This window comes from Kitasatospora sp. NPDC048239 (assembly GCF_043202015.1).
In the GTDB taxonomy this organism is placed as follows: Bacteria; Actinomycetota; Actinomycetes; order Streptomycetales; family Streptomycetaceae; genus Kitasatospora.
Window position 1 is genome coordinate 209606 of sequence record NZ_JBICZP010000005.1, and the last position, 25055, is coordinate 234660.

Sequence of the window (25055 nt, forward strand, 5' to 3'; positions counted from 1 at the left end):
CGGGGGGGGGGGGGGGGGGGGGGGGGGGGGGGGGGGGGGGGGGGGGGGGGGGGGGCCCCCCCCGCGGGGCCCCCCCCCGGGGGGGGGGCCCCCCCCCCCCCCGGCCCCCCCCCCCCCGGCCGGTGCGCCGTCGATCAGGCGGCGATGCCGCAGTACTGCTGCTGCTTGCCGATCGCGCGGTACATGCAGTCGGCCGTCTCCACCAGCCGCAGCACGGCCTCGCGGTTGCGGCTGGTCTCACGCCCGATCACCTCGTCGGGCGGGTAGAAGCCGCTGCTGCCGTTGGGGCCGGGGTACATCTCGAAGGTGTAGGCGAACACCCGGTGCGCGCCCCACAGCCAGTCGTCGATCGCGCCGTCGGTGATGTACAGGTCGCTGGACTGCTCGGGGGTGTAGCCGTTGGTGCCGGCCATGGTCCGGCCGAAGGTCGCGAAGGTGTTGTACTCGTCGGCGGTCATCCCGGTGGCGGTGTTGGCGGTGGTCCAGCCGAACGGCCAGAGCACCAGCTGACTGTAGGTGTGGAAGTCGATGGCGGCGGTGATCTGCTGCTTGCCGCCGACCACGCGGGTGCGGACGAAGTCGGCGACCACCTTGGTCTCCTTGGCGGACTCGGGGGCGCCGCCGCGGTAGGTCTCGCTGGACGTGGAGCCGGAGGAGCCGCCGCAGCAGCCCCACTTGTAGTCCCAGTTGCGGTTCAGGTCGGTGCCGGTGCTGCCGCCGCTGTTGGGCTGGCGGTCCTTGCGCCAGCTGCGGTAGCGGCCGGTGGCGATGTCGTACTCCCCGCCGTCCGGGTTGAGGTCGGGGATCACCCAGATCTCGCGGCTGTTGACGGCGTTGGCGATCCGGCTGTCGGTGGCGTACTTGTCGCCGAACTCGTGCAGCAGGTAGAGGGCCATCTCGACGGTCAGGTGCTCACGGGCGTGCTGGTGGGCGGTGAACAGCACCTCGGGTTCGTTCTCGTCGGTGCCGACGTTGTCGCTGATCTTGACGGCGACGATCGGCCGGCCCTCGTAGGAGGTGCCGATGACGCGCTTGCTCATGATGTCGGGGTGCGCCGCGACGACGGCGTCGATGTCGGCGGTGGCCTCGGCGTAGTTGTGGTACCCGGAGTCGGCGCTCGGGAAGTCGTACACCGCTGCGCCGAGTGACTCCCCGCCGGCTCCCGTGGTGGCGCCCTGGACCGGCAGCGGCGTGGGGAGCCAGCCGAGGGCGCGCAGCCGGGCGAGCTCGGCGGGGGTGGCGGTGACCACCACCGAGTCGGTCCGGACGGCGTCCACGGAGGCGCCGGTGGCGGCGACGGCGGTGCGTTCGGCGACGGTGCGGGGGCCGTCGAGGAGGTACTGCCGGGCGGTGTCGGCCGTGGCGGCCGTGTCGGCGGTGGCCGGGTGCGCGGAGACCTGGGTGGTGAGCGGGGAGGCGAGTGCGAGGGCCAGCAGGATCGCGGTGACCGCGGCAGGCCGCCCTCGGCGGGGCAGTCGCATGACTGTCCTCCTGTGGGGGGTCCGTAGGGACGGAACAGGGGAGGAACTGAGGCGCGCGCCAGCATGATGGTCCGTCAGTGTCATGGATTCGTCAATGCGCCCGGCAGGCTCTTCCCGTGGCCCCGGCCCCGAGGTTCTGCCGCCTGGTCGCACGACGTCCGAGGCTGCGCCCGGCGCCCGGGGGCGCCCAGGCCGGCGCCGGATTCCGCGAGGCGGCCGCGAGGCGACCGCGCGGTGGTCGTGCGGCGGTCGGGGGCTCGGGGCGGGGGCGGATGGGCGTCGGATCGATGCGAGGTAGCGCAACGTGGATGTGGCATGTACGCTGCGTGTCGCTGGGAGAACATTATGCGGGCCTGGTCGCTACTCCGTGGGGGAAGTCACGTCCAGGCCCGGCCGCCAGCCAGGGGCCCGGTTGCGCTCGTGGGGGAGCTTCAGCCGGGCCCATCGGCGGGTACTGAGGGTATGCCCGGTCTGACGCCGTTTCAGTCATGACAACTGCTCAAGAAAAGGGCGGACCCGGTCGCGTTCTTCCGGTGACGGTCTTTCGGGCGGGTCTGCGGGTGCGACGACGGCGGCCCCGCCGGGTCGACGGGGCCGCCTGTGGTCTGCGTGTTCCGTCCGCCGGGCCGGCCCGACGCCCGGCGTTGTGAGGCGCCGTCAGGTGCTGTCAGGCGCTTCGCCGGGGTGCCGGATCGGTGGGTCGGCGAGCGGGTCGGGCAGGTCGGGCGGGTCGAGCGGATCAGCAGGTCACCGGGACATCGGTGGTGATCGGGGTGGTGTACCGGCCGAAGGACGAGACCGAGAACGAGGCGTGCGCGGTCGAACCGCACGCCACCGCGCCGCCCACGGCGCCGACCTCCACCGGCTGGCTCTGGAAGGTGACGGTCCGCTGCAGCGTCCCCAGCGCGGCGTCGGCGCCGGCGTCGGCGGTCAGGACCACGCTGAGCTGCTGCTGCTGGGGGAACGGGCTGCCGGGGCTCGGCGGGCCGGCCAGGCCGATGTGGCCGGTGAACTGGACGGTGCCCCCGCTCACCGTGGTGCACAGCTTGGTCGCCAGACCGACCTGCAGGCGGTAGGTGCAGGTGGTCGTGGGGGTGTCGGACGGGTCGGAGGCCGTGGCTGCGCCGGCGGGGCCCGCGACGATCAGGGCCGTTCCGAGGGTGCCGAGGGCGGCGGCCGTCGTCAGCATCCTGTGGATCATGAGGTCCTCTTTCTGGGTGTGCGAAGGCCGCCTGGATCCTCCAGGAGGCCATTGCAATGTGATATTGCACTAGGGACTGTAGCTGAGTCACCGTCAGATGGAAAACCGGGGCGATGAGTTGGCGCGGGACCGGGGCGTGGCCAACCGGAGCCGATGGGGCGGGACGGGGGGACGGGGTCGCGTGTGCGGGTTGTGGTCAGTCCGAGGGACTTGCCCGCGGGGATGGCCCCGATGGTGGGTCGCTGGCTGCGCGGCCCACCATCGGGGCGTTCCGGCGGCTCAGTAGAGGACTGCGGAGAGCCGCGCGGGGCCGGTCTCGGTGGCGGTGTCGCAGAAGTAGGCGATGGCCTGGTGGCTGTTCACATACGCCTGGTCGGCTGCGTGGCAGGCGGCGGGTCGGGTGGATGCCGATGTAGGTGTAGGTGGACGCCTGGGCGGCCGGGGCGGCGATCAGGGCGCCGCCGGCCACGAGCCCGGCCATGGCCGCGGCCGCGGCGGAGAATGCCTTGCGAAGCGACGTGGGTGGTCTTGACACCCGTCCTTGAGGGCGGCCCTGGCCTCGGGGGAGTCCAGGGCCGGCCGGGTGGTGGAGAGGGCGCCGAGGTGGGTCGAGGAAGGAGTCGGCGATCATCTGCCACTCGGTGGTGGCCGTCATACCGGCGTGGGAGTACGAACGGACCTGCCTGCCGATCCGGTCCACGAAGTCCGCGCCGACGCCCCGCGCCCGTCCCCGCCCCCGCCGTCGGCCGACGGCGGGGGCGTCAGGGGCAGGGTCAGGGCTTCGGCCAGGCGTCGGTGTAGTAGCCGAACAGGTCGGCGATGACGTCGGTGCTGCCGACGTGGTTGTAGATGTCGACGCTGCCGTTCGCGTCGACGGGGGTGGTGACGTGGTTGGGCACGGTCTGGCCGGCCAGCAGGTTGAGGTTGCTGGTGCCGGGACGCGCGGCCCCGTGGGCGTGGACGGTGAGGTAGCTGTCCTCGGTGGTGTTGGTGGACGTCACGTTGAGGACGGCCGCCCGGGCGCCGGCGGGGATGCCGGTGACGGTGGTGGTGCTGTCCGGGCCGGGCTTGGCGAACGGGGTGGTGCGGGTGTCGGTCAGACGCACGGGCACGGTGGGCGTGTACTTGGCCTTCCCGTTGGGGGAGTAGTACCCGAAGACGTCGAGGATCACGTGGGTGGAACCGTTGTGGTTGTACACGTTGACGGTGCCGTCCGGGCCGACCGGGACGACGACCTGGTTGGACTTGTCCTTGCCGGGCTCCGGGTTCAGGTTGGAGCTGACCGGCTTGGTCCCGCCGCCCGCGTACACCTTCAGGTGGGTGTCCACGGCGGTCTCGGTACTGGTCAGGTTGAGCACCACGGAGGTCGCGTCCGCCGGGACGCCGCCGACGCCCGCGACCTTCACCGCACGGGTCTCGCCCGACCCGAGCTTGCCGCTGTCGCGGGTGTCCACCAGTCGGCTCGGCGGCAGCGGGGTGAAGAGGTGGCCGCCGTTGGGCCGGTAGAAGCCGACGACGTCGACGATGACCTCGGCGCGGCCGGCGTTGAGCAGGGTACTGATCCGCTTGGCGTCGCCGATCGGCACGGTGACCAGGTTGGACGAGGTGCGGCCGGCGGCCACGTTCACGTTCGAGGTGATCGGGCGGGCCTGGCCGGTCGGCCAGACGGTGAGGTGGGTGTCCTCGGTGGCGCCGGTGACGGTCACGTTCAGGACGACCGTGGTGACGTTCCCCGGCACGCCGTTCGCCCCGGGCGCGGTGCCGGTCGGGAGCGTGAACGGCACCTCGCGCCCGCCCGCGAGGTCCAGGTTCGGGTCCTCCCGGGTGTCGGCGAGCCGGTACGGCTCCGTGCGCAGGAACCCGGTCGGGGCGTACGCGGCCCGGAAGGGGTAGGCGGCGGTGCTGGTGCGGCCGGCGGTGTCGGTGACGGTCACCGTGACGGTGTAGTCGCCCGGCGAGGCGTACCCGTGGACGGTCGCGTCCAGGGTGTTCCGGGTGACGGCGGGGGAGCCGTCGCCGTAGTCCACCACGACGGTGGAGACCGGCCACGGAGAGGAGGTCGCCGACGGGTCGAGCTTCACACCCAGCGGCGGGGCGTCGGCCGTGTCGAACTGGTCCGGGACGACCTGCTGGACGGTGGCGCGGGCGGTCAGCGGCCCGGGGGTCGTGCTCTGCACCTGCACCGCGTACCGGCCGGTGAACGGCTGGCCGCCGCCGGTGTCCACGGTGACGTTCGCGTAGAAGGTGCCCGCCTTGGCGTAGGTGTGCTTGACGACACGGGAACCGGACGTGACCTGCGGGGTGCCGTCGCCGAAGTCGTAGCGGTAGGACATCACCGAGGTCGGCCAGTGCGCCGAATCGGAGCCGGTGGTCGCCGTCATCGTGATCTCGGTGCCGTACGGGGCCTGCTGGTGGTCGACCGTCAGCTGGGCCACCGATATCGGCTCCTGGCGCTCGCTCGCCCCACGGTCGTGGTAGCCCAGACCGGTGCCGAGGTTGGGCCGCCACGGGTCGTCGGCCGGATGCGCGGCCGGCACGAAGCCCGGCGCGGTCTCGTCGGCGGAGTCGACGACCTCGCTGTTCGCCGCGTTGCCGGGCACCCAGCGCGCCACCACGTAGTCGTGCTCGCCCGCCCGGCCGTCCGTCGCGGCCGCCAGTGACTCGGGCGTCTCGTGCCGGGTACCGGCCCAGAGGTACGGCGTACCGTTGCTGAAGTTCGTCCAGTACGGCGCGACGGTGTTCGAGCCAGCCCGGGTGTCCTTCGCCGAGAGGGTGGAAACCACGATCTCCGCGCCCGCGGGGTTGGGGCAGGAGTACGGCGCGGCGGGCGAGAAGTGGTTGACCACCACGTTGTTGAAGATGTTCGAACCCGAGGAGTCGCCGGCCAGCTCAATGCCGGTGGTGCAGCCGTCGGTCACCGTGTTGTTGGTGAGGGTCGTGCCGGGGGAGTCGGTGACCTTGATCCCCGAGGCCTCGGTGCGCACCACGGTGACCCGGCTGGAGCCGGTGATCTGCACCTCCCGTGCGTCCATCGACTCCACGACGACGTCGTGCACACCGGACAGCCGCACATCGCCGCCGACCGCGGTGCCGGCTGCGCCCCGGATGGTGAGGGGCCGGCCGGGCTCGCCCGACTTCGTGATCACGGTGTCGGAGCCGAACGCGCTTCGGGCCACCTCGACGGTCTGACCCGGCAGGGCCGCCGCGGTGGCCGCGTTGACGGAGCAGAACGGCTTCGCGGCCGTGCCCGTCCCGGAGTCCGAGCACGCCGGGTCCCAGCCGTCGACCCGCAACACCCCGCTCGCCTCGTCGGTGGGGCCGGTGGTGGAGGCGGAAGCCGTGGTGGCGGTGGGGAGGCCGCCGAGCACGGTGACGAGGCCTGCGGCGAGCAGGCCCTTGGCACGATGGGGACGCACGGTGCGGTCCTTCGGGGGTGGGGACGGGGGGTCGACCCGGCGGGCGGGGGCCGGGTCGGGGCGGGTCGGCCCGCCAGGAGCGCGGGCACAATGATTATCACGAGGCCTTCCGACGGCTGTGACCGCCCCCCACCTGCGGTGACGCGCCTGCGGGGCGGGGCCGGTCGGTCCGGCCCCGGCGGGCCGCTCGGCTCGAAGAACCACCGGCCGGCCACCCGCTACGACGTGGGCAAAACCGTCCGACGCCCCGAGAGCATCACCGAACGCGACCGGGCCAGACCCTAGGGCTTGAGCACAAGCTCAGGCCCGGGCGCGCAGGGCACGGCTGTGCTCAGGCCCAGGGCAGCGCGGCGCGGGTGCGCCAGTAGGCCTCGGCGGGCCCGGCGAGCGGGGCGAGCGCCGCCAGGTCCGCAGGGGAGGGGTGGAGGCCCGCGGCGGTGAGGTTGGAGGCCAGCTGCGCGGAGGTGGCCGCGCCGGAGAGCACGACGTCCGCCCAGGGCTGGGCGGCGGCCGCGGCCAGGGCCAGCGCGTCGCAGGAGGTGCCGGCCCGGTCGGCGGCGGCGCGCAGCGCGGCCGTGTCGGGACCGGTGGCGTTGCGGTCGGCGAGCCGGCCGTTGGCCATGCCCTCCTTCACCACCACCAGCCACCCCGCCGCGTGCGCCTCGGCCAGCGCCGGTCCGGCGGACGGCTCCAGCAGGTTCCAGGTGGACTGGACGGCGGCGAACAGCGGCCGGCCCGCCACCGTCACCTCCAGCGCGGCCCGGACGGTGGCGGCCTGCGCCGGGCCGCTGGTGGACAGGCCGACCCGGACGCCCTCGGCGGCCAGCTCCGCCAGCCGGGCGTGCAGCGCCGGGTCGGTCAGCGCCGGGCTGTCCGGCGTGACGGAGTGCACCAGGTACACGTGCAGCCGTGGGCCCAGCAGTGCCCTGGTCTCCTTGATCTGGCGGTCGAACACCGCCGCCGAGTGCTCCTTGACCTCGTGCACGGGCACCCCGGACGCTCGCCAGTCGGCGGTGTAGGTGTAGCCCCACTTGCTGCCGACCACCACGTCGGCCGCGCACTCCGGCCGGGCGGCGAGCCACGCGCCGAGGAACTCCTCGGCGCGGCCGTACGACCGGGCGGTGTCGAAGTACCGCACCCCCGCCGCGTAGGCGGCGTCGAGCAGGGCGTGGGTCCGCGCCCGCATCGCCTCGACGGTGCGCTCGGCCGGCAGGTCGAGGTCGCGCCCGAGCGTGATGTACCCGGGTCGCCCGACCGCGGCCGTGCCCAGGCCGAACCGCGCGAGCGTCGGGTCGGCGGCGGGTCCGGTGGCGGGTGCGGTCGGCATGGCGGAGGTCCCTTCGAGAGCTGCGGTGGGCGGCGGCCGGGGGCCCGCCCGCACCCGACCCTATCCGCCGCCTGCCCGCGGACCGCCCCTGACCTGCTCCGGCCTTCCCTGACCCGCTCCGATCCGGAGTGGCCTGCTCCGGATGCAGCCCGCCGGAGGGCGGTGGGTAGGTTGGTGGCCATCGACCGAGGAGACCCGCCGTGCCCACCCGCCCCAGCGTTCTGTTCGTGACCGATCTCGCCTACCAGGCCCGCGGCCGGCGGTACTGCGACGAGGACATCGAGCTGTCCTCCCGCCTCCGGGCGGATTTCGACATCGCCCTGTGCCACCCGCTGGAGGCGGCCGCGCTGATGGACGCCTTCGACGCCGTGGTGGTCCGCAACAGCGGTCCGGTGCTGCACTACCAGGAGCAGTACGAGGCCTTCCGCGAGCAGGCCGCGGCGCGCGGCACCCGGGTCTACAACCCGCTGTCCGGCCGGGGCGACATGGCGGGCAAGCAGTACCTGCTGGACCTGACCGCCGCCGGATACCCGGTCATCCCCACCGTCGACCGGCCCCAGGACCTCGGGCTTCTCCCCGGGACGGGCCGGTACGTGGTGAAGCCGAAGGCGGGGGCGGACTCCATCGGCCTGCGCTTCGTCGGGCAGGACGAGCTGGCCGTCCTCGCGTACGGCGACGTGCTGGTCCAGCCGCACGTCGACTTCCGCTACGAGGTGTCGTTCTACTTCGTCGACGACGCCTTCCAGTACGCCCTGCACGCGCCCGACCCGGACCGGCGCTGGGTCCTCGAACCCTACGAGCCCAGCGAGGCGGACCTCGTCTTCGCCCGCCGTTTCGTCGAGTGGAACACCCTCGACCACGGCATCCAGCGGGTGGACGCCTGCCGTAGCCGGGAGGGCGAACTCCTCCTGGTCGAGCTGGAGGACCTCAACCCCTACCTGTCGCTGGACCGCGTCCCCGAGCCGGTCCGCGACGCCTTCGTCACCGCCCTGACGGCCTCCCTCCACCGCTTCCTGGGCACCCCGAAGACTCCCTGAGCGGAACCCCGCGCTGGAGCCAGGCCCGCAGACCGGCCCGGTGGCGGACTCCACGTCCGCCGCCGGGCCGGATCGGTTCGGCGCCGAGGGGTCGGCGCCGAGGGTTCAGCACTGCGGCCGCCTGCCGTGGTTGGCTGCGTGCTTCCGGCGGCCCTTCTTCTTCCGGCGTCGCTTCGACGACATGGCCACTCCTCCCTGCTACGCCCCCCGTCCAACGTCTCACACCGGCGCCCGGCCGTCGCGCCGGCGAGGGGCGGTCCACGCCGTCCGCACGCGGCGGGCGCCATCACCGACCGTAGCCACCCCTCGGGCCGGGCGGCGGCCCCGGGCGGACCGGTCGAGGCGGGCCCGCGGCACCGGTACCCGCAGGCCGGAGGCGGTGGGGAGCTCGCGCCGGAAGTCCTGCCCGAAGGTGCCATGGAGGCTGCCCTGGGTGACCAACCGTCAGAATTCATCACATTCGGGAGATAGGATCCTGGTCCGCGCGGATCGCCGCGTGAGGTGACGAGGCAACAGAAACAGGGGTCCAGCGGCATGGTGAAGACCGGGTTTGTGCGTTCGGCGGCGGTCGCGGTGGTCGGCGCGCTGCTGGTGGCCGGCGCCGGGGCGGGGAGCGCCGCCGCCGAGCAGGTGACGGCCGCGGCGCCCACGCCGGACCGGACCGCGGTGCGTGCAGCACTGCAGAACACCCTGAACGCGGGCGCGCCGGGCGCGTTCGCCGTGATCCGGGATCACGGCAACCCCGAGCTCGGCTGGTCGCTCAGCCTCGGCAAGGCCGACCTCGACGGGACGCCGATGAACGCCGACTGGCGGTTCCGGGTCGGCAGCAACAGCAAGATGTTCGGCGCGGTGCTGGTGATGCGGCTCGTCGAGCAGGGCCGGATCGACCTGGACAAGCCGATGCGCGACTACCTTCCGGAGGGCACGCTGCCGGCCGACTGGGCGATGACCGTCCGCCAGGTCATGCAGCACCGCGCGGGGATCTACGACCACACCAACGACCTCCTCGAGCAGGCCGGCGAGGAGACCACCAGCGCCTTCGAGGCGCGTATCCGCAACAACGTCTACACGCCCCAGGAGCTGGTGGCCGGGTCGGTCCGGCACGGGGTCCAGTACACGCCGGGCACCCGGTACTCGTACTCGAACACCGACTTCGTGCTGCTGGGCATCGCGGTCGAGCACCTCACCGGCCGCCCCTACGCCGACGTGCTGCGCGACGAGGTGATCGAGCCGCTGAACCTGCGCCGGACGTCCTTCGTCGCGCCGGACAAGGGCATCACCGGCTCGCACATCACCGGCTACCTCACCAACGACGACCGCGCCAAGCCGCTGCTGGACTCCACCGAGCAGACCGCGTCCTGGCTGTGGAGCGCCGGTGCGGTCATCTCCTCCGCGGGCGACATGGACCGGTTCCTCACCGCACTGCTGGCCGGTAGCGCCGGCGGGCTCGTCACGGACGAGTCGCTGCAGCAGATGACCAGCGCGCTCCCCACGCCCACCGCGACGATCGGCTACGGGCTCGGCCTGCGCCGGATCACCCTCTCCTGCGGGACGGTCTTCGGCCACGGCGGCATCGTCCAGGGCTACCAGACCCAGAGCTTCGCCACCCCGGACGGCAGCCGCAGCGTCGTCGTCTTCGCCAACGCCTCCAACAACGGCGCGGTGACGCAGGGGCTGATGGGCGCGCTGGAGCCCGCCTTCTGCGGCAAGAAGCCGGCCGCCGCCGCGCCCCGCAGCGCCCTGACCGCGCCCGGGTCGGGTGCGCAGCAGGACGGCGCGGGCGCGGCGAACGGCCACCTCGTCCCGGTGGTGGAGGACACCCGGATCTGACCGCAGGGGCCCTCGGAGCCGTCTCGGGAACGACTCCGAGGCGGCTCCGGGGCGGGCTCCATCGACTCAGTGCCTCAGCGGGGTGCTCCGTGGCCGCAGCGGAACAGCGGCTCGCGGGTGTCGAAGGGGACGTCCTCGCGGGCGGCCTCGACGGCGGCCATCGAGGACGGAAGGTCGAAGGGGAGTACGCCGGGGAGGCCGGCGCGGCCGAGCGCGGCGTCCAGCACCACCTCGTCCGAGGCCCCGAACTCCCCGACGAGCAGGGCGGCGTGGGGCGCCAGCGGGGTGAGCACGGCCGGCCGGTCGAGGTGGACGACGAACGCGGTGGGGACGGCGGCGGCGATCGCGAGCAGCCGCTCGGCCTCCGCGGGCGGGTACTCCAGCGAGCCGCTGTGGAAGAAGGGCTCCAGGAAGCCCTCGCGCGGCTCGTAGGGCGCGGCGATCCGGACGACGGCGGCGTCGGCGTCCTCGGGCCGGTCGACGACGGTGCCGTACGCCGCGGCGGTCGCGGCGTCGACCCCCTCGACGTAGAGGCGCGGTCCGGTCACCGGTGCCCCGGCGAGGTGGACCAGGGAGCGCTGCTGCATCCGGCGGCCGAGGGCGCGTCCGGCCGGGGTGCCGACCGTCTCGGCGGCGGCGTCCGGGTCGACGTACGGGTCGTCGAAGAGGCCGAGGCGGAACTTGTCGCGCAGGATGCGCCGGGCGGACTGGTCGATCCGGTCCTCGCCCACCGCGCCGGAGCGGACGGCGGCCAGGATCAGCTCCGGGTCGCTCTCCCCGCCGAGCTGGTCGGCGCCGGCGTCCAGGGTGAGGACCACCTGCTCGGCCACCGAGAGCTGCTCGACGCCCCAGTGGCGCGGGGGCAGCGTGACGATGCCGGGGACCTCCATACCGGTGATGGCGTTGAAGTCGGTGCAGACGACGCCGTCGAAGCCGTACTTGCCGCGCAGCAGGCCGGTGATGACGTCGTGGTTGAAGTTGGCACCGACCTCGGCGAGGCCGCTGCCGGAGGGGATCGCGTAAGCGGGCATGATCTGGGCGGTGCCGGCCTCGAACGCCGCCTCGAAGGGGCGCAGGTGCTGGTCAAGGGCGCCGCCCGGGTAGACGAGTCGGCGACCGGCCGCGAAGTGCGAGTCCTCGCCGCCCTCCTGCGGGCCGCCGCCGGGAAAGTGCTTGGTCATGCAGGCGACGCTGTCCGGGCCGAGCCGCTCGCCCTGGAGGCCGCGGATGTAGGCGGCGATCATGCGGGACGCCCGGTCGGGGTCCTCGCCGAAGGTGCCGCTGATCCGGGCCCAGCGCGGTTCGGTGGCGAGGTCGGCCATCGGGTGGATGGCGAGCCGGATGCCGACGGCGCGCAGCTCGCGGCCGATCAGGGCGGCGTACTCCTCGACCAGGGCGGGGTCGTCGGTGGCGGCGAGGCCGATCGGCTCGGGGCCGGCGCTGAAGCCGCCGCCGGTGAAGGCGGTGGCGGGGTTGGCGCTGAAGCCGTGCCGGGGGTCGGAGGAGAGGGTGACGGGGATGCCCAGGCGCTCGGCGGCGGCGAGGTCCTGGACGTGGTTGTTCCAGTCGGCCATGGTGCGGGCGTCGGGGACGGCCATCATGGCGAAGGCGGTGAGACCGCGGTCGCCGATCAGCGCGGCGCCGGAGGGGAACGGGCCCTGATCGCCGGCGAGCATCCGGGCGTGGCACATCAGGGCGGCCTTCTCGGCGAGGGTCATCCGGCCGAGCAGGTCGTCGACGCGCTCCTCGACGGGCAGGCGCTGGTCCTCGTAGGGCTCCATGGTGCCGTTGTGGTTGAGGTCGCGGAACGGGGTGCCGTCGTGGTGGCGCAGGGTGGTCAGCATGCGACGGCCTCCGCGGCGGCCTTGGCGCGGAAGGCGTCCAGGGTGGCGGGGGCGACCCCGCAGGCGGCGAGGAAGGCGGCGGAGCCGCCGTGCCGGGTGCGGACGAGGTCGAGGAAGACGGCCATCGCCTCGGCGGGGGCCTCCAGCAGCGGGGCGGGCACGTGGAACTCCCGGCCGTCGTTGAGGGCGGCCCGGTGGCGCCGGGCCAGGCCCGCGAAGATCTGCGGCAGCGCCTCGGCGGTGCGGGCGTAGTCGGCGACGATCCGCTCGGCGGGCACGTCGAGGAGGTCGAGCAGCAGGGCGGTGAGCAGGCCGGTGCGGTCCTTGCCGGCGGCGCAGTGCAGCAGGACCCCGCCGGGGCGGGCGGCCGCCTCGACGGCGGCGGCGAGGGACGCGGGGGCGGACTCGGCCATCAGCAGGTAGAAGGCGCCGAGGTCGGCGGCGGTGGTCATGTCGCGCATGGCGGCGTCGAGGGCGCCGTTGGTCGGCTCGACCCGGGCGGCGACGACGGTGAGGCCGGCGGCCTCGGCGGCGGCCCAGTCGGCGGTCTCGCACTCGGCGGCGCCGCGCAGGTCCACGATCGTGCGGATGCCGGCGGTGCGCAGCTGCTCGACGACGGCCTCGTCCGCGGCGGGGAAGGGCTGGGCGGAGCGGTAGAGCGCACCGGGGCGGATCCGCAGGCCGTCGGGGTCGGTGAGGACGGCGGGGTCGCGGAAGTTGACCAGGGACATGCGGGACCTCTCGGTGGAGCGGGCGCGGGCGAGCGGTTCTCGCGCTGCGCGGGGCGGGGCCGAATCCGGCGGCGGGGCGGCCGGCGAACGGAAGGCCGGCGATTGGGGGTCGGCCAACGCGGGGCCGGCGCAGTGGGGGCCGGCGGGAGGGACGCGCGGCCCGGACGGGCCGGCGGGCCCGGGGCGGTTTTCGCCGCCGTTGGCAGCGAATCACGCCCGGTCAGGGCCGTTCAAGCCGCGTGCCAAGTCTTCGATGGCCCGTCACCCGAAGTTTGCACAACTGCCTTTTGGCAGTACTGCCACTTCCGGAGCGAGGCCGCTGCCAGGAGGTGGAACGTCGGTCGCAGGTGCGAAAACGCCACCGCCGCACCGGTGCAGACCGCCCGTCGGGCGCCGGTGCGGCGGTGGGGCCTGCGATCGGTCAGGCGGGCCCGGCCGCGTCCCGGGCGCAGCGGAAGCCGGTGTGGCCGCTGGAGCTGTCGGGGGTGTTGGCGCTGCGGGCCGCGACCCGGTACCGGTTGCAGTAGGACTTGTGGCACATGTGCGAGCCGCCGCGGATGACCTTGGCCGAACCGGTCGCCGGGCCGGTGGGGCCGGGCAGCGGCCGCTGCGCCGGGTGCTCGGTGGTCCACCAGTCGGCGCACCACTCCCAGACGTTGCCGGAGACGTTGTACAGGCCGAAGCCGTTCGGCTCGAACGCGTCGACGGGGGCGGTGCCGCGGTAGCCGTCCGCGGCGGTGTTCCTGGTGGGGAAGGTGCCGCGCCAGATGTTGCAGCGGTAGGTGTCGTCCGGGTTCAGTTCGTCGCCCCACGGGTAGCGGGCCTGTTCGAGGCCGCCGCGCGCCGCGTACTCCCACTCCGCCTCGGTGGGCAGGCGCTTGCCGGCCCAGGAGGCGTAGGCGTGCGCGTCGTTCCAGGAGACGTGGACGACCGGGTGGTCGCCGCGGTCCGCCACGGAGCTCCCCGGCCCCTCCGGCCGGTCCCAGGCGGCGCCGTTCACCGCGCACCACCAGGGGGTGCGCTCCACCCGTGCGGCCGTGCGGCGGTGCGCGGCCGGCAGGAAGCCGGCGAACACGTAGGACCAGCCGAGCTGTTCGGCCTCGGTCCGGTAGCCGGTGTCGGCGACGAACGCCGCGAACCGCCCGGTGGTGACGGCGCAGGTGTCGATCAGGAACGGGTCCAGCCGGACGCGGCGCACGGGGCCCTCGCCGTCGTCGGGGAAGCCCTCGCGGTCGTCGGTGCCCATCAGGAACTCGCCGCCGGGCAGCAGGACCATGCCGTCCGGGGAGCCCCCGGTGCGGACGGGGGCGGCGTCGAGCAGGCGGATCGGACCGCCGCCGCGCGAGGGCGTGCAGCAGGGTGCCGGGAGCGGGGACGAAGGCATGGGCTACTCCGGGAGTCGGCCCGGCCGGCCGTGGTACGGCCGACCGGGATCGGGGCGGGGTACGGGAGCGGTGCGGGGGCGGCGCCCCGGATCAGAGCGCGGCGAGCTCCTCGGCCACCAGGCGCAGCGCGGACACGTCCGTCAGGCCGCCGGCCAGAGCGGCGACGTCGATCAGCGGCGTCGGGCCGAGGAACTGGAGGAACTCGGAGTCGACGATGCCGGGCAGGTGCCTGCGCATCACCTCGACGGCGGCCGGGTCGGAGAGCAGGGCGAACACCGAGGTCCGCAGGGAGAGGCGTCCCGCGGGGTAGTCCTCGGGGCTGGGCAGCGGTTCGGCGGCCTTGCGGGCCTGCTCGTGCTGGGCGCGCACCAGCAGGTGCTGCTCGCCGACCGGTCCCTCGGCGGGCAGGCCGAGCCGCTCGTACTGGCTCGGCGGGGCGTCGCCCGCCCGCAGCAGCTCCACCAGCAGGGTCGCCATCCGCTGCTCGACCGCGTCGTCGACGATCGGGGTGCGCTGCTCGGGGTCGGTCTCCAGGTCGAACAGCAGCGTGCCGTGCTGGTGGGGGTTGATGAACGTGCGGCCCTTCAGGCGCAGCGTGCGTACGCCCTTGGTGAAGGTGAACGGCTCGGCGAGCTCCAGGTCCGCCAGTTCGGCGGGGGTGAAGCGGCCGCGCATGTGGGTGGGCATCAGGGTGTGCTCCAGCAGCGGCGCGTTGTCCGGGGAGGCCGGGGCGCGCATGTAGACGTACCGCCCGTCGGTGGCGTTGACGTGGCCGCCGTGGATGCCGAACAGCGCCGCCTCGCGCACCGCGGTGTCGGTGGCGACCGGCAGCGGGCTCCCCTGGACGTCGGCCGGCCGGTCGACGCCGAAGTACTCAAGGAGCGTCGGCGCGAGGTCGATCGTCTGGACCAGGGCCTCCCGGCGCTCGCCGGCGGCGCCGGCCCGCGGGTCCCAGACGAACAGCGGGAGATGGACGAGCTCGTTGTACCAGGGCTGGACGACCTTGCCCCACCAGCCCTTCTCGCCGAGCAGCAGGCCGTGGTCGGTGTTGACGATCAGCAGCGTGTCGTCCCAGAGGCCCTGTTCGTCCATCAGGTCGAGGACCCGGCCCAGTGACTGGTCGCACATCGACAGCAGTGCCGCGTACTCCAGGCGGGCGTGTTCGACCTGGCCCGCGGTCTCCACCACGCGCTTGTAGTCGGGCCAGTCGAAGTGCGGGCCGTCGTAGTCGTGCGGGTAGAGGTCCTTGTAGCGCTGGTGGCTGAAGAACGGCTCGTGGGGGTCGAAGGTCTCGATCTGGACGAACCACCGGTCCGCGTCCCGGTTGGTGCGGATGAACTCCAGGCCTGCGTCGAAGGTCAGCGTCTGCGGGTGCCGGTCCTCCGTGGTCAGGTACGAGCGGTTCACCCAGTCCTGCCGGTAGGCCTCACGGCGCAGCTTCTTCAGGTCCTCGGGGGCTTCGGGGTCGGCCACGTGCCCCTTCCAGGCGTCGCCCTCCTGGCCGCGGAAGAACTCCCAGGTGTTGTAGCGGCCGTGGTACGTGGCGCCGCCGTCCTCCCAGTAGTGCGGGTGGTCGCTGACCAGGTGGGTGTACACGCCGTTCTGCTTGAGCAGTTCGGGCATGGAGTCGTCGAACGGCTCCAGCGGGCCCCAGCTGCGGTGCAGGAAGTTGTAGCGGCCGGTGTGGATCTCGCGGCGGGCCGGCATGCAGGGCATCGAGCCCGCGTAGGCGTTGTCGAAGGTGACGGACCGCTCGGCGAGGCGGGCGAAGTTCGGGGCGTGCGTCCAGTCCCCTCCGTACGGCGGCAGCATGTGCCGGTTGAGGCTGTCGAACATGACCATGATCGCCTTCATCGGGCGTTCTCCTCTCCAGCCGGCGTGGCCTTCGCCTCCGGCTGTCGGTGCTCAAGAGCGGGGGAGCGGGTGCTCCGGCCGGTCGACCCGGGCGTCCTGGTCGACCGGGGCGTCCACCGGCGGGCCGGGCGTCCACCGGGCGTTCCGGGCAGGCCGGATCGCCGCCTCGCGGTTCGGCGACGAGGGCGAAGGTCATCCGGTGCCCAGTGTTCTGGCCGCAGGCCGGGGGCCGTCAACGGCTGCGGCGTTCATTTATCAGGCCGTTCACCGGGCGAAACAGGCTGCCGCCCGGTGGGGTGGTGCGAGGTGCCCTGGTGGAGCCGGGGCCGCAGGGCTACGGCGCGGTCAGCTCGCGGAGCGCCGCCGTCCAGGCCGCCAGCAGCCCCTCCTCGCTGCCGACCATGATGTGCCGGCGGATCAGCCCGCCGAGTGCGGTGCCGAGCACCTGCGGCCGCAGGTCGGTCGCCGGGTCCACGCCCAGCCGCTGACCGGCGATCACCACGGCGCGCTGGGCGAAGGAGTCCACCAGGATCAGGGCGTGGTCGTGGACGGTGCGGATACCGAGGAAGCGCAGTCGCAGCGCGCGGCGGCGGGCGGTGTGCTCGGCGGGCTCCTCCATCCGCCCGCCGGTGGCGATGAGGGCGTGTTCGAGCGCGGCCCAGGGGGCGAGGTCGGCGGGGGCGGCGGCGAAGGCGTCGAGGATGACGTTGCCGAAGTCCCAGCCGAAGAGAAGGGCCTCCTTGCTGGGGTAGTAGCGGAAGAAGGTGCGGTGGGCGACGTCGGCGCGGCGGCAGATCTGGTCCACCGTGGTGCCCTCGAAGCCCTGCTCCTCGAAGAGGTCGAGTGCGGCCGTGCGGATCGTCTCCCGCGTCCGCGCCTTCTTGCGGTCGCGCAGCCCGGTCTCCGCCGCGCTGTCCGTCCCCTGCCCCTGCATGCGTGGTCGCTCCTTCTGCCGTTGTCTGCTGCTGTCTTCCGCCGCCGGTCGTCGCCGGAACGCGCCGGCCGTTCCCGGTCGGACCGGGTCGGACCGGGTCGGACGAGGTCGCCCAACTGTCCGCACCCTTAAGGAATCACGGTTGGCGAGGCGCGCTCAAGGCGAGTGCCGATTCTTCGACAGCTCGTCATTCGAAGTTTGCACAACTGCCTTTTGGCAGCTGTGCCACTTCCCAAAGGTGGTCCACGGCGGCGGTCGAGCACCGCCGCCCCACCCCTCCCCGATCCGAGGAACCCCGAGGAACCATGAAGCGGCACAAGCACGTTCTGGCAGCGGCCGTCTGCACTGCGGCCATCACCCTCACCTCCTGCTCGGCCTCCGACGACGCGGTGTCCGGCGGCGCCGCCGCGGCCGCGAAGGACGGCCCGGCCGTCGACGGCGGCACCCTGAAGGTCGGACTGGACCGCCCGTTCGCCAGACTCGACCCGGCCGACACCGGGCTGACCTCGATGCCGATGATGATCCTGGCCAACGCGCTCTACGACCCGCTGATGGTCAACGGGGACAACGGGACCGTCCAGCCCTACCTGGCCAAGGCGTTCACCCCGAACGCCGACGCCACCGCCTGGACCCTCGAACTGCGCGAGGGCGTGACCTTCAGCGACGGCAAGCCGCTGGACGGGCAGGCCGTCGCCGACCACGTCGCCCGCCTCGCCAAGCCGGAGAGCAAGTGCTCCTGCGCCGCCGACGCCGCCACCATCGGCGGCGTCATGGTGAACGGCCCCACCTCCGTCGCCTTCACCCTCAAGGCGCCGAACGCGGCGTTCCCCAACCTGTTCACCCGCTCCCTCGGCTACGTCTCCGAGGCCCCGGCCGGCGACGCCCCGGCGGTCGGCTCCGGCCCGTACACCGTGGAGAGCGTCCAACCGGGCGTCTCGGTGACCGTCACCCGCAACGCCTCCTACTGGGGGGCCAAGGGCCACGCCGACAAGGTCGTCTACCGGGTGCTGCCGGACGCCGACAGCCGCTACCAGTCGCTGCGCTCCGGCGACGCCGACCTGGTCTGGGGCGAGACGCCCGCCCAGCTGAAGCAGGCCGCCGCGGACGGGCTGCGCACCGCCACCGGCCCCGGCTCCACCTCCACCGTCCTGTTCAACACCAAGGCCGCGCCCTTCGACGACCCCCGGGTCCGCCAGGCCCTCCAGTACGCCGTCGACCGGGAGGCCGTCGAGAAGGTCGTCTACCTCGGCCAGGGCAAGGTCTCGGACGGCCCGGTCAACTCCGCCTCCCCGTACCGCGCCGCGGGCACGAGCGGCTACCCGGCCCACGACCCGGCCAGGGCCCGCGCCCTGCTCGCCGAGGCCGGGCACCCGGACCTCGCCTTCGAGTACCAGGTCGACAACCGCCCCGAAGGCCAGCAGCGCGCCACCGTCCTCCAGCAGATGCTCGGCGAGGCCGGCGTCAAGATGACCGTCAAGCCGCTCGACCCGACGGGCCTGGGCACCGCCCTGATCCAGCGCAAGTTCCAGGTGATGGACTTCGTCACCAGCCTGTTCGGCGACACCGACACCGCGCTGAGCACCCTGTACGGCACCGGCGCCCCGTACAACTTCACCGGCTGGAGCAGCCCGAAGACCGACCAGGCGATCGCCACCGGGCGGGCCGCCCTGGACACCGCCCAGCGGGCCGCCGCCTACAACGAGGCCGCCAAGGACGTCGTCGAGCAGGCCCCGATGCTGTTCCTCACCGAGAACCCGGCCGGTTTCATCGCCTCCGCCAAGGTCGGCGGCCTGCCCGACCTCTCCAGGCGGACCGTCATCAACGTCTCCCCGGCCGCGCTGTGGGTGAAGCCGTGACCTCGCGGATCGCCGACCTCGCCGGACGGGCCGGCCGCGCCGCCGCCGTCCTGCTGCTGGTCACCGTCGCCGCGCTCGCCCTGCCGCACCTGATGCCCGGCTCCCCGGCGGCCGCCGCCCTCGGCGCCACCGCCACCCCCGAGCAGATCGCCGCCTACGAGGCCGGACTCGGCCTGGACGACAACGTGCTCACGGCCACCTGGCGGTGGCTGGCCGCCGCCCTGCACGGCGACCTCGGGCACTCGCTCGCCAACGGCGCGGCCGTCACCACCGAACTCGCCCACCGGATCCCCGTCACCCTCGAACTCTTCGTCGCCGCCCAGCTGGTGGCGCTCTGCATCGCCGTCCCGGTCGCCCTGCTCTCGGCCTGGCGCCCGGGCGGAACGGTGGACCGGATCGCCACCGCCGGCGCCTTCGTCTGGCTCGCCGTCCCCGGCTTCGTGCTCGGACTGCTGCTGATCTGGATCGCCGCCGTCCAACTGAAGGTGCTGCCCGCCACCGGCTGGGTGCCGTTCACCGAGGACCCGGTGGAGAACCTGAGCCACCTCGTCCTGCCCGCGCTCACCCTCGGCCTCACCGAGGCCGCGGTCTTCACCCGCACCCTGCGCGGCCAGCTGCTGGAGACCCTCGACCAGACCTACGTCGCCGCCGCCCGCAGCCGCGGCATGGGCACCGCCCGGCTGCTGCTGCGGCGCGCCCTGCGGCCGTCCTCGCTGCCGCTGGTCACCCTGATCGGCATCGGCGTGGGCACCTCGCTCGGCGGCTCGGTCCTGGTCGAGACCCTCTTCGCGGTGCCCGGCGTCGGCAACCTGGCCTCCACCGCCATCGCCGGCCGTGACTTCCCCGTGGTGCAGGCCGTCGTGGTGGTCAGCGCCGTCGGAGTCGTCGCGGCCACCCTCGCGGTGGACCTGCTGTACCGCACGATCGACCCGAGGATCGCCCATGACCACCGTTGACACCGCCCTGGCCAAACCGGCCGCGCCCGCCCGCGCGGGCCGGCGCCGACCCCCGTCCGGCGTGCTCGCCGCGACCGGCTGGCTGGCCGTGGTCGCCCTCGCGGCGCTGCTGCTCCCGCTGCTGCCCGGCTTCGACCCGCTGCACGGCGACTTCGCCCACCCCTCCGCGGCCCCGGGCCCCGGCCACTGGCTGGGCACCGACGCCTCCGGGCGGGACGTCCTGCAGCGGACCGTCGCCGGCGCCCGGGCCTCCTTCGCGGTGGCCGCCCTGACCATCGCGGTCGGCCTGCTCGGCGGGGGCGCGCTCGGCGTCGCCGCCGGGTGGTTCCGCGGCCCGCTCGACAAGGCCATCGGCTTCGTGACCGACCTGCTGATGTCCGTACCCACCCTGATCCTGGTGATGATCGTGGTCGCCCTGCGCGGCCCGAGCCTGCCCGTGATCGGCGCCCTGATCGGCCTGTTCACCGTCCCGCACTTCACCCGGGTGGTACGGGCGGTGGTGCTCTCGCTCACCGAACGCGGCTTCGTCCTGGCCGCCCGGATGATCGGCACCGCGCCGCTGCGCATCCTGCGCCGCGAGATCGTCCCGCACGTCGCGCCGATCGCGCTGACCTTCGCCTTCACCGCCACCACCGTCGCCATCGTCGCCGAGGGCTCGCTCAGCTTCCTCGGCTTCGGCCTCCGCCCGCCGGAGCCGTCCTGGGGCGGCATCATCGCCGAGGGCCGCACCACCCTCGGCAGCGCGCCGTGGATCTCGCTGGCCCCCGCCGCCGTGCTGTGCGCGACCGTCCTCGCCCTCAACTACCTCGGCGAACACCTGCGTTCGCCGTCCCCCGCGTCCGCACCGAAGGGAGCGTCGAAGTGACCACCCCGGTCCTGGAGATCCGCTCGCTGAACACCGCCCTGGTCGCCCCCGACGGCCGCGACGTGCAGATCCTGCACGACATCGACCTCTCGATCGGCGCCGGCGAGTGCCTCGGCGTGGTCGGCGAGTCCGGCTCCGGCAAGTCCGTGCTCGCCCGCACCGTCCTCGGGGTGCACCCCCGCACCACCCGGGCGCGGTCCACCGGGCAGGTGCTGCTGCACGGCGAGGACCTGCTCGGCGCCACCCCCGCCCGGCGCACCGAACTGCTCGGCACCGGCATCGCCATGGTCCACCAGGACCCGATGACCTCCCTCAACCCGGTCGTCCGGATCGCCGACCAGGTCACCGAGTCGCTCACCAACCGCCGCCGGCTCGGCCGCCGGGCCCGGCTGGAGACCGCCGCCGAACTGCTCGCCGCCGTCGACGTCCCCGACCCCGCCCGGCGCGCCCGCGCCTACCCGCACGAGCTCTCCGGCGGCCTGCGCCAGCGCGTCGGCATCGCCGCCGCCCTCGCCGGCAGCCCCGCCCTGCTGCTCGCCGACGAACCCACCACCGCCCTCGACGTCACCGTCCAGCGCACCGTCCTCGACCTGCTCGACCGCCACCGCGAGACCCGCGGCCTGGCCACCCTGCTGATCACCCACGACATCGGCCTGCTGTACGGGCGGGCCCGGCGGATCGCCGTCATGTACGGCGGCCGGGTCGTCGAGACCGGCCCCACCGAAGCCGTCACCGAACGGCCCGCCCACCCCTACACCGCCGCGCTGCTGCGCTCGGTGCCGCGGGTCACCGGTCCGCTGCGGCGCACCCTGCCGGCCATCCCCGGCTCGGCGCCCGACCTCTCCCGCCCGACGGCCGGCTGCCCGTTCGCGCCGCGCTGCGAGCGCGCCGATTCGCTCTGCGGCACGACGGCCCCGCCCGTGCACCGGGCGGGCCCCGGGCACACGGCCGCCTGCCACCTCCCGCTCACCGCCGCCCCCACCCCGTCGCCAGGCCCCTCCCTCACCCCGTCGGAGCACCCCGCATGACCGCCGTCCTGCACGCCACCGGGCTCTCGGTGGTCCACCGCACCCGCTCCGGGCCGCTGCACGCCGTCAGCGGCGTCGACCTGACGTTGCGCGCGGGCCGCACCCTCGCCCTCGTCGGCGAGTCCGGCTCCGGCAAGAGCAGCATCGCCAAGGCCCTGCTCCGGCTGCCCCCGCCCACCGCCGGAACCGTCACCCTGGACGGCACCGACCTCGCCGCGCTCACCCCCCGCGCGCTGCGGGCGCTCCGACCGCGGATGCAGATGGTCTTCCAGGACCCGCTCTCCTCGCTCAACCCGCGCCGCCGGGTCCGCGACCTGGTCGCCGAACCGCTCGACGCCCACCCCGACCCGGCGCGCGACCGCGAGGCCTTCGCGGCCGCGCAGCTGGACGCGGTCGGCCTGCCACCCGCCCTGTTCGGCGAGCGCCGGCCCGGCCAGCTCTCCGGCGGCCAGGCCCAGCGGGTCGCCATCGCCCGGGCGCTCGCCGCCGGACCCCGGGTCCTGATCGCCGACGAGGCGGTCTCCGCGCTGGACGTCTCCGCCCAGGCCACCGTGCTCAACCTGCTCCGCCGGCTCACCGAGGAGCGCGGCCTGGCGAGCCTGTTCATCTCGCACGACCTGGGCGTGGTCCGGGCCGTCAGCGACGACCTCGCCGTCCTGCAGCTCGGCCGGCTCTGCGAGCAGGGCCCGACCGAGGAGGTGCTGGCCGCCCCCGCCCACCCGTACACCGCCGCCCTGCTCGCGGCCGTCCCCGAACCCGGCCGCCCGCTCGGCGACACCGGCCTGCTGCCCGCCGACCCGCCGTCCCCGCTCGACCCGCCCTCCGGCTGCCGCTTCCGCACCCGCTGCCCGCTCGCCGACGCCCGCTGCGCAGACGAGACCCCCGCCCTGCGCGCGGTCTCCCCGGGCCGGACGGTGGCCTGCCACCGCCCGCTGCCCACCGGCCCCTGAGACGCCCCGCCGACCCGTCCGACCTGCCCTTTGAGGCAGCGCTGCACCGGACGCCCGGGCGCTTACCGGGTGTGGGTGTTGACCGCGGGTCAGCCTGGCCGGGAGGCTTGCGGAAGGGCCCGCTCCGCCGGAATCGCCGCCACCTCGGGCGCCCGGCCGGTAGCCGCCCGCCGGTCCGCCGGGCCGACGGGCCGACGCCGCACAGACCAGGCAGGCCCCGCCACCTCCTCCCCCGGGGTGGTGGGGCCCAGCCGGTCTTTCGCGCCGCTGCGCCGGTGTCCGCCTCCGCCCCCGGAACCGTCCGGCAGGTGTCCGACCGGCTGGCCGCCGAGGGCTTCACGACCGCGTTCGAGGACCTGATGTGAGCCGGTGCCCGGGCATCCGAAGGAGCTGACGCAGCGTCCGGGCCGGACGGCCTGCGCCGACCGGCCGTCACCCCCAGCACAGTCGCGCCGCGGCGCATCCGCCCCGCGGGTCATCCCGGCAAGGGCGAGGCGACCGTCACCTGCCGGACTGCCCGGCTTCGAACCTGCACGTGGTCCGCCACCCCGGCGGCGACGGTTTCACCGTTCGGGGCGGCGTGCCGCAGGCGGGAGGCCGGCCGACTGGTCACCGGCGTGCGCGAGGACGCCTGGGCGAAGGCCGACCCGCTGGTCGTGGGGGTGGAGAAGACACCCGAGGAGCGCGGCTACCTCCTGCACCCCGAGGCCTACCCGGGCGCCCGCCCGAACAGCGCACCCCCGCGCTGGGCGAAGAGCGGGTTGCGGGGACCTGGAGGGGCGCCTGGCGGGTGCGGCCGGGAGCCCGTCCCACTCCGGGGAGATGCGCATCCAGGTCGGCTGCAGTTCGATATAAGTCCCGGTGGAGGTCTGGTTCAGGGATCCCACCAGGGTAGAAGATCCGCCCCTGGTCGTCGACGTGGTCCTCCGTGTTGGCGCCGAGCGGCATTTCGACGCCGAGGCCGTCCGCGTCCAGCACGAACGGGGCGATGGCGCCGCGCGTGACGCCGTTGTCGGTCATCCAGGTCTTCGTCTCGTCACTGAGATTGAAGTGGGCGCTGCCCCACGGCGCGATGGGGGCCTCGGACGCCCTCTGGCCGGCCGTCACAGCGGCAGCAGGAGCGGCGCCGGCCGGGCGGCCGAGAGGGCCAGCACGCCCGCCAGGGCGAATGCGGAGACAGCACGGAACAGGCGCATCGTCGGTTCTCCAGGCAGGAAGTGAGGGTGCTTCGTCAACGAAGCCCACCCGTCCCTAGGCCACCGGCCGCTCCCACGGCCGGCCCACTACGCCGCCCGGTCGAAGCCCGGCACCCATCCAGCCGCCGCATGGACGACCGAACCTGACTCCAGATGCGCGAGTGTGACCGGAACCGGTGGCTGGCCGCTGGTTCGACGGTTTTGTGCAGGTGGTGATCCGGGTTGGAGGTGGTAGTTGGCCGGTCCCGGCAGCGATGATCGGCCTCCCTGGGCGGCGTGCCGGGCGGCACAGGGTCGACGACCGGGGGCGCCGAAATCCGGTTGACCCGGAATGAAGGATGGGAGCGTGATTTCCAAGGAGCGAGCGGTCGAGCTTGTCGAATCCCTGCTGGCGCGGGACCGGCCGACCTGGGGATGGGCGAGGCTGATCCCGGCGCTGGCGGTCTACGCCGTCGAGGAGCGGTCGGTCGGGTGGCTCTGCTACTGGACCTCGGCGGAGGGGGCCCGTGACCCTGCTCTGCGCGGGAACCTCCTCGGTGGCCCTTTCCTGGTCGACCGGGAGGACGGGAGCATCCACTTCGTCCCCGGCAGCCGCTGGACCGACGACTGGGAGGAGGACTACCTCTGGCAGGTCAGGGGCCTCAGGGCGCCCGACCCCCTCGCCGCAGACGTCCGGCACCTCGCGGACTCCGTCGGGACCGCCGCCGCCATGCGGCACCTGCGCAGGCAGGCCCCGCGGATGAGCGTGCAGGAGGCCAAGGGCTACGTGGCGATCGTCAGGGACGGGAGTGAACCGCCCGAGGAACTGGCGAGCCTCACCCGCAAGCCCAATCCGGACCTGGGCCCGATCGAGACGCTGGCCGGTCCGGTCCGGTAGCAGTCCGGCTGCCCGGCCGGGCCGGCCGGGCAGGAACGCCTTGGTCGGGGCTCCGCTTCAACCGGGGTTGTGGCCAACTACCGGCGGCAGTCACATGGGTCCGTTCCCAAGCGAAGTGGCGAGCGGGCCGGCTTCTGATCTGGGGCTCGCCAACGGAACGGACGCACCGGCGCCACATGCTCGAACCGAACACCCCAACACGCAGCCGGTGACCGCCGAACCTGTACGCCGTCCTCCCGGAACCCCAGGTCAAACGCACCAAGATCAGGATCCGCGTACGCACCCGC

At 74.0% G+C, this 25055-nt stretch carries 17 protein-coding genes; 8 read left to right on the forward strand and 9 right to left on the reverse strand.

Annotation, left to right across the window (positions count from 1 at the left end):
* Positions 1–134 precede the first annotated feature (134 nt).
* From ACGFZP_RS15615 to ACGFZP_RS15630, 4 genes are all read right to left on the reverse strand, one after another.
* Entirely contained in the window at positions 135–1481 is a 1347-nt protein-coding gene (locus tag ACGFZP_RS15615) for a M14 family metallopeptidase (RefSeq protein WP_392932561.1), read from the reverse strand.
* Between the two features lie 739 nt (positions 1482–2220).
* Complete coding sequence (locus ACGFZP_RS15620; protein ID WP_392932563.1) at positions 2221–2682, reverse strand: hypothetical protein; 462 nt, start codon at positions 2680–2682, stop codon at positions 2221–2223.
* A 773-nt stretch (positions 2683–3455) separates the two neighbouring features.
* Positions 3456–6098 carry a PKD domain-containing protein gene (locus tag ACGFZP_RS15625; RefSeq protein WP_392932564.1) on the reverse strand — a complete coding sequence of 881 codons (2643 nt, stop codon included), beginning with the start codon at positions 6096–6098 and terminating at the stop codon, positions 3456–3458.
* A 331-nt stretch (positions 6099–6429) separates the two neighbouring features.
* On the reverse strand, positions 6430–7425 hold the full coding sequence (locus tag ACGFZP_RS15630) for an aldo/keto reductase (RefSeq protein ID WP_392932567.1): 996 nt from the start codon (positions 7423–7425) through the stop codon (positions 6430–6432).
* 200 nt (positions 7426–7625) lie between these two features.
* Here ACGFZP_RS15630 and ACGFZP_RS15635 point away from each other — a divergent pair, with 200 nt between their 5' ends.
* Complete coding sequence (locus tag ACGFZP_RS15635; protein WP_392932569.1) at positions 7626–8462, forward strand: hypothetical protein; 837 nt, start codon at positions 7626–7628, stop codon at positions 8460–8462.
* A 534-nt stretch (positions 8463–8996) separates the two neighbouring features.
* Positions 8997–10292, forward strand: coding sequence for a serine hydrolase domain-containing protein (locus ACGFZP_RS15640; protein WP_392932571.1), 1296 nt, complete (start codon positions 8997–8999; stop codon positions 10290–10292).
* Between the two features lie 74 nt (positions 10293–10366).
* Here the strand turns inward: ACGFZP_RS15640 and ACGFZP_RS15645 are convergent, their stop codons facing one another.
* The 5 genes from ACGFZP_RS15645 to ACGFZP_RS15665 form a co-directional block, all read right to left on the reverse strand.
* Positions 10367–12136 (reverse strand): glycoside hydrolase family 3 protein, encoded by a 1770-nt coding sequence (locus ACGFZP_RS15645; protein ID WP_392932574.1) that lies wholly within the window; start codon positions 12134–12136, stop codon positions 10367–10369.
* Positions 12130–12867, reverse strand: a complete 738-nt coding sequence (locus ACGFZP_RS15650; RefSeq protein WP_392932578.1) for a tyrosine-protein phosphatase — start codon at positions 12865–12867, stop codon at positions 12130–12132. Before ACGFZP_RS15650 ends, ACGFZP_RS15645 begins: the two co-directional genes overlap by 7 nt.
* Before the next feature lie 421 nt (positions 12868–13288).
* Positions 13289–14251 carry a formylglycine-generating enzyme family protein gene (locus tag ACGFZP_RS15655; protein WP_392932580.1) on the reverse strand — a complete coding sequence of 321 codons (963 nt, stop codon included), beginning with the start codon at positions 14249–14251 and terminating at the stop codon, positions 13289–13291.
* 91 nt (positions 14252–14342) lie between these two features.
* On the reverse strand, positions 14343–16106 hold the full coding sequence (locus ACGFZP_RS15660) for a sulfatase (protein WP_392932583.1): 1764 nt from the start codon (positions 16104–16106) through the stop codon (positions 14343–14345).
* Between the two features lie 334 nt (positions 16107–16440).
* Positions 16441–17040: a TetR family transcriptional regulator gene (locus tag ACGFZP_RS15665; RefSeq protein WP_392932586.1), complete on the reverse strand. Its 600-nt coding sequence runs from the start codon at positions 17038–17040 to the stop codon at positions 16441–16443.
* Between the two features lie 305 nt (positions 17041–17345).
* Here ACGFZP_RS15665 and ACGFZP_RS15670 point away from each other — a divergent pair, with 305 nt between their 5' ends.
* The 6 genes from ACGFZP_RS15670 (at position 17346) to ACGFZP_RS15695 (ending at position 24768) form a co-directional block, all read left to right on the forward strand.
* Complete coding sequence (locus tag ACGFZP_RS15670; protein ID WP_392932587.1) at positions 17346–18896, forward strand: ABC transporter substrate-binding protein; 1551 nt, start codon at positions 17346–17348, stop codon at positions 18894–18896.
* A complete protein-coding gene (locus ACGFZP_RS15675) occupies positions 18893–19852 on the forward strand; it encodes an ABC transporter permease (RefSeq protein WP_392932590.1) in 960 nt (319 codons plus the stop codon). The genes ACGFZP_RS15670 and ACGFZP_RS15675 overlap by 4 nt, the downstream gene beginning before the upstream one ends.
* A complete protein-coding gene (locus ACGFZP_RS15680) occupies positions 19839–20717 on the forward strand; it encodes an ABC transporter permease (RefSeq protein ID WP_392932593.1) in 879 nt (292 codons plus the stop codon). Before ACGFZP_RS15675 ends, ACGFZP_RS15680 begins: the two co-directional genes overlap by 14 nt.
* The gene (locus ACGFZP_RS15685) at positions 20714–21745 is read left to right on the forward strand and encodes an ABC transporter ATP-binding protein (RefSeq protein WP_392932596.1); all 1032 of its coding nucleotides are present in this window, start codon (positions 20714–20716) and stop codon (positions 21743–21745) included. The genes ACGFZP_RS15680 and ACGFZP_RS15685 overlap by 4 nt, the downstream gene beginning before the upstream one ends.
* Positions 21742–22695, forward strand: coding sequence for an ABC transporter ATP-binding protein (locus ACGFZP_RS15690; RefSeq protein WP_392932599.1), 954 nt, complete (start codon positions 21742–21744; stop codon positions 22693–22695). Before ACGFZP_RS15685 ends, ACGFZP_RS15690 begins: the two co-directional genes overlap by 4 nt.
* Before the next feature lie 1542 nt (positions 22696–24237).
* A complete protein-coding gene (locus tag ACGFZP_RS15695; RefSeq protein WP_392932602.1) occupies positions 24238–24768 on the forward strand; it encodes a YrhB domain-containing protein in 531 nt (176 codons plus the stop codon).
* Positions 24769–25055 lie beyond the last annotated feature (287 nt).

What these genes read in the sequence shown, in the direction of transcription:
- ACGFZP_RS15615 (WP_392932561.1), bottom strand. Translation starts at nt 1,481, where the DNA reads ATGCGACTGCCCCGCCGAGGGCGGCCTGCCGCGGTCACCGCGATCCTG.
- ACGFZP_RS15620 (WP_392932563.1), bottom strand. Translation starts at nt 2,682, where the DNA reads ATGATCCACAGGATGCTGACGACGGCCGCCGCCCTCGGCACCCTCGGA.
- ACGFZP_RS15630 (WP_392932567.1), bottom strand. Translation starts at nt 7,425, where the DNA reads ATGCCGACCGCACCCGCCACCGGACCCGCCGCCGACCCGACGCTCGCG.
- ACGFZP_RS15640 (WP_392932571.1), top strand. Translation starts at nt 8,997, where the DNA reads ATGGTGAAGACCGGGTTTGTGCGTTCGGCGGCGGTCGCGGTGGTCGGC.
- ACGFZP_RS15645 (WP_392932574.1), bottom strand. Translation starts at nt 12,136, where the DNA reads ATGCTGACCACCCTGCGCCACCACGACGGCACCCCGTTCCGCGACCTC.
- ACGFZP_RS15650 (WP_392932578.1), bottom strand. Translation starts at nt 12,867, where the DNA reads ATGTCCCTGGTCAACTTCCGCGACCCCGCCGTCCTCACCGACCCCGAC.
- ACGFZP_RS15655 (WP_392932580.1), bottom strand. Translation starts at nt 14,251, where the DNA reads ATGCCTTCGTCCCCGCTCCCGGCACCCTGCTGCACGCCCTCGCGCGGC.
- ACGFZP_RS15660 (WP_392932583.1), bottom strand. Translation starts at nt 16,106, where the DNA reads ATGAAGGCGATCATGGTCATGTTCGACAGCCTCAACCGGCACATGCTG.
- ACGFZP_RS15665 (WP_392932586.1), bottom strand. Translation starts at nt 17,040, where the DNA reads ATGCAGGGGCAGGGGACGGACAGCGCGGCGGAGACCGGGCTGCGCGAC.
- ACGFZP_RS15670 (WP_392932587.1), top strand. Translation starts at nt 17,346, where the DNA reads ATGAAGCGGCACAAGCACGTTCTGGCAGCGGCCGTCTGCACTGCGGCC.
- ACGFZP_RS15680 (WP_392932593.1), top strand. Translation starts at nt 19,839, where the DNA reads ATGACCACCGTTGACACCGCCCTGGCCAAACCGGCCGCGCCCGCCCGC.
- ACGFZP_RS15690 (WP_392932599.1), top strand. Translation starts at nt 21,742, where the DNA reads ATGACCGCCGTCCTGCACGCCACCGGGCTCTCGGTGGTCCACCGCACC.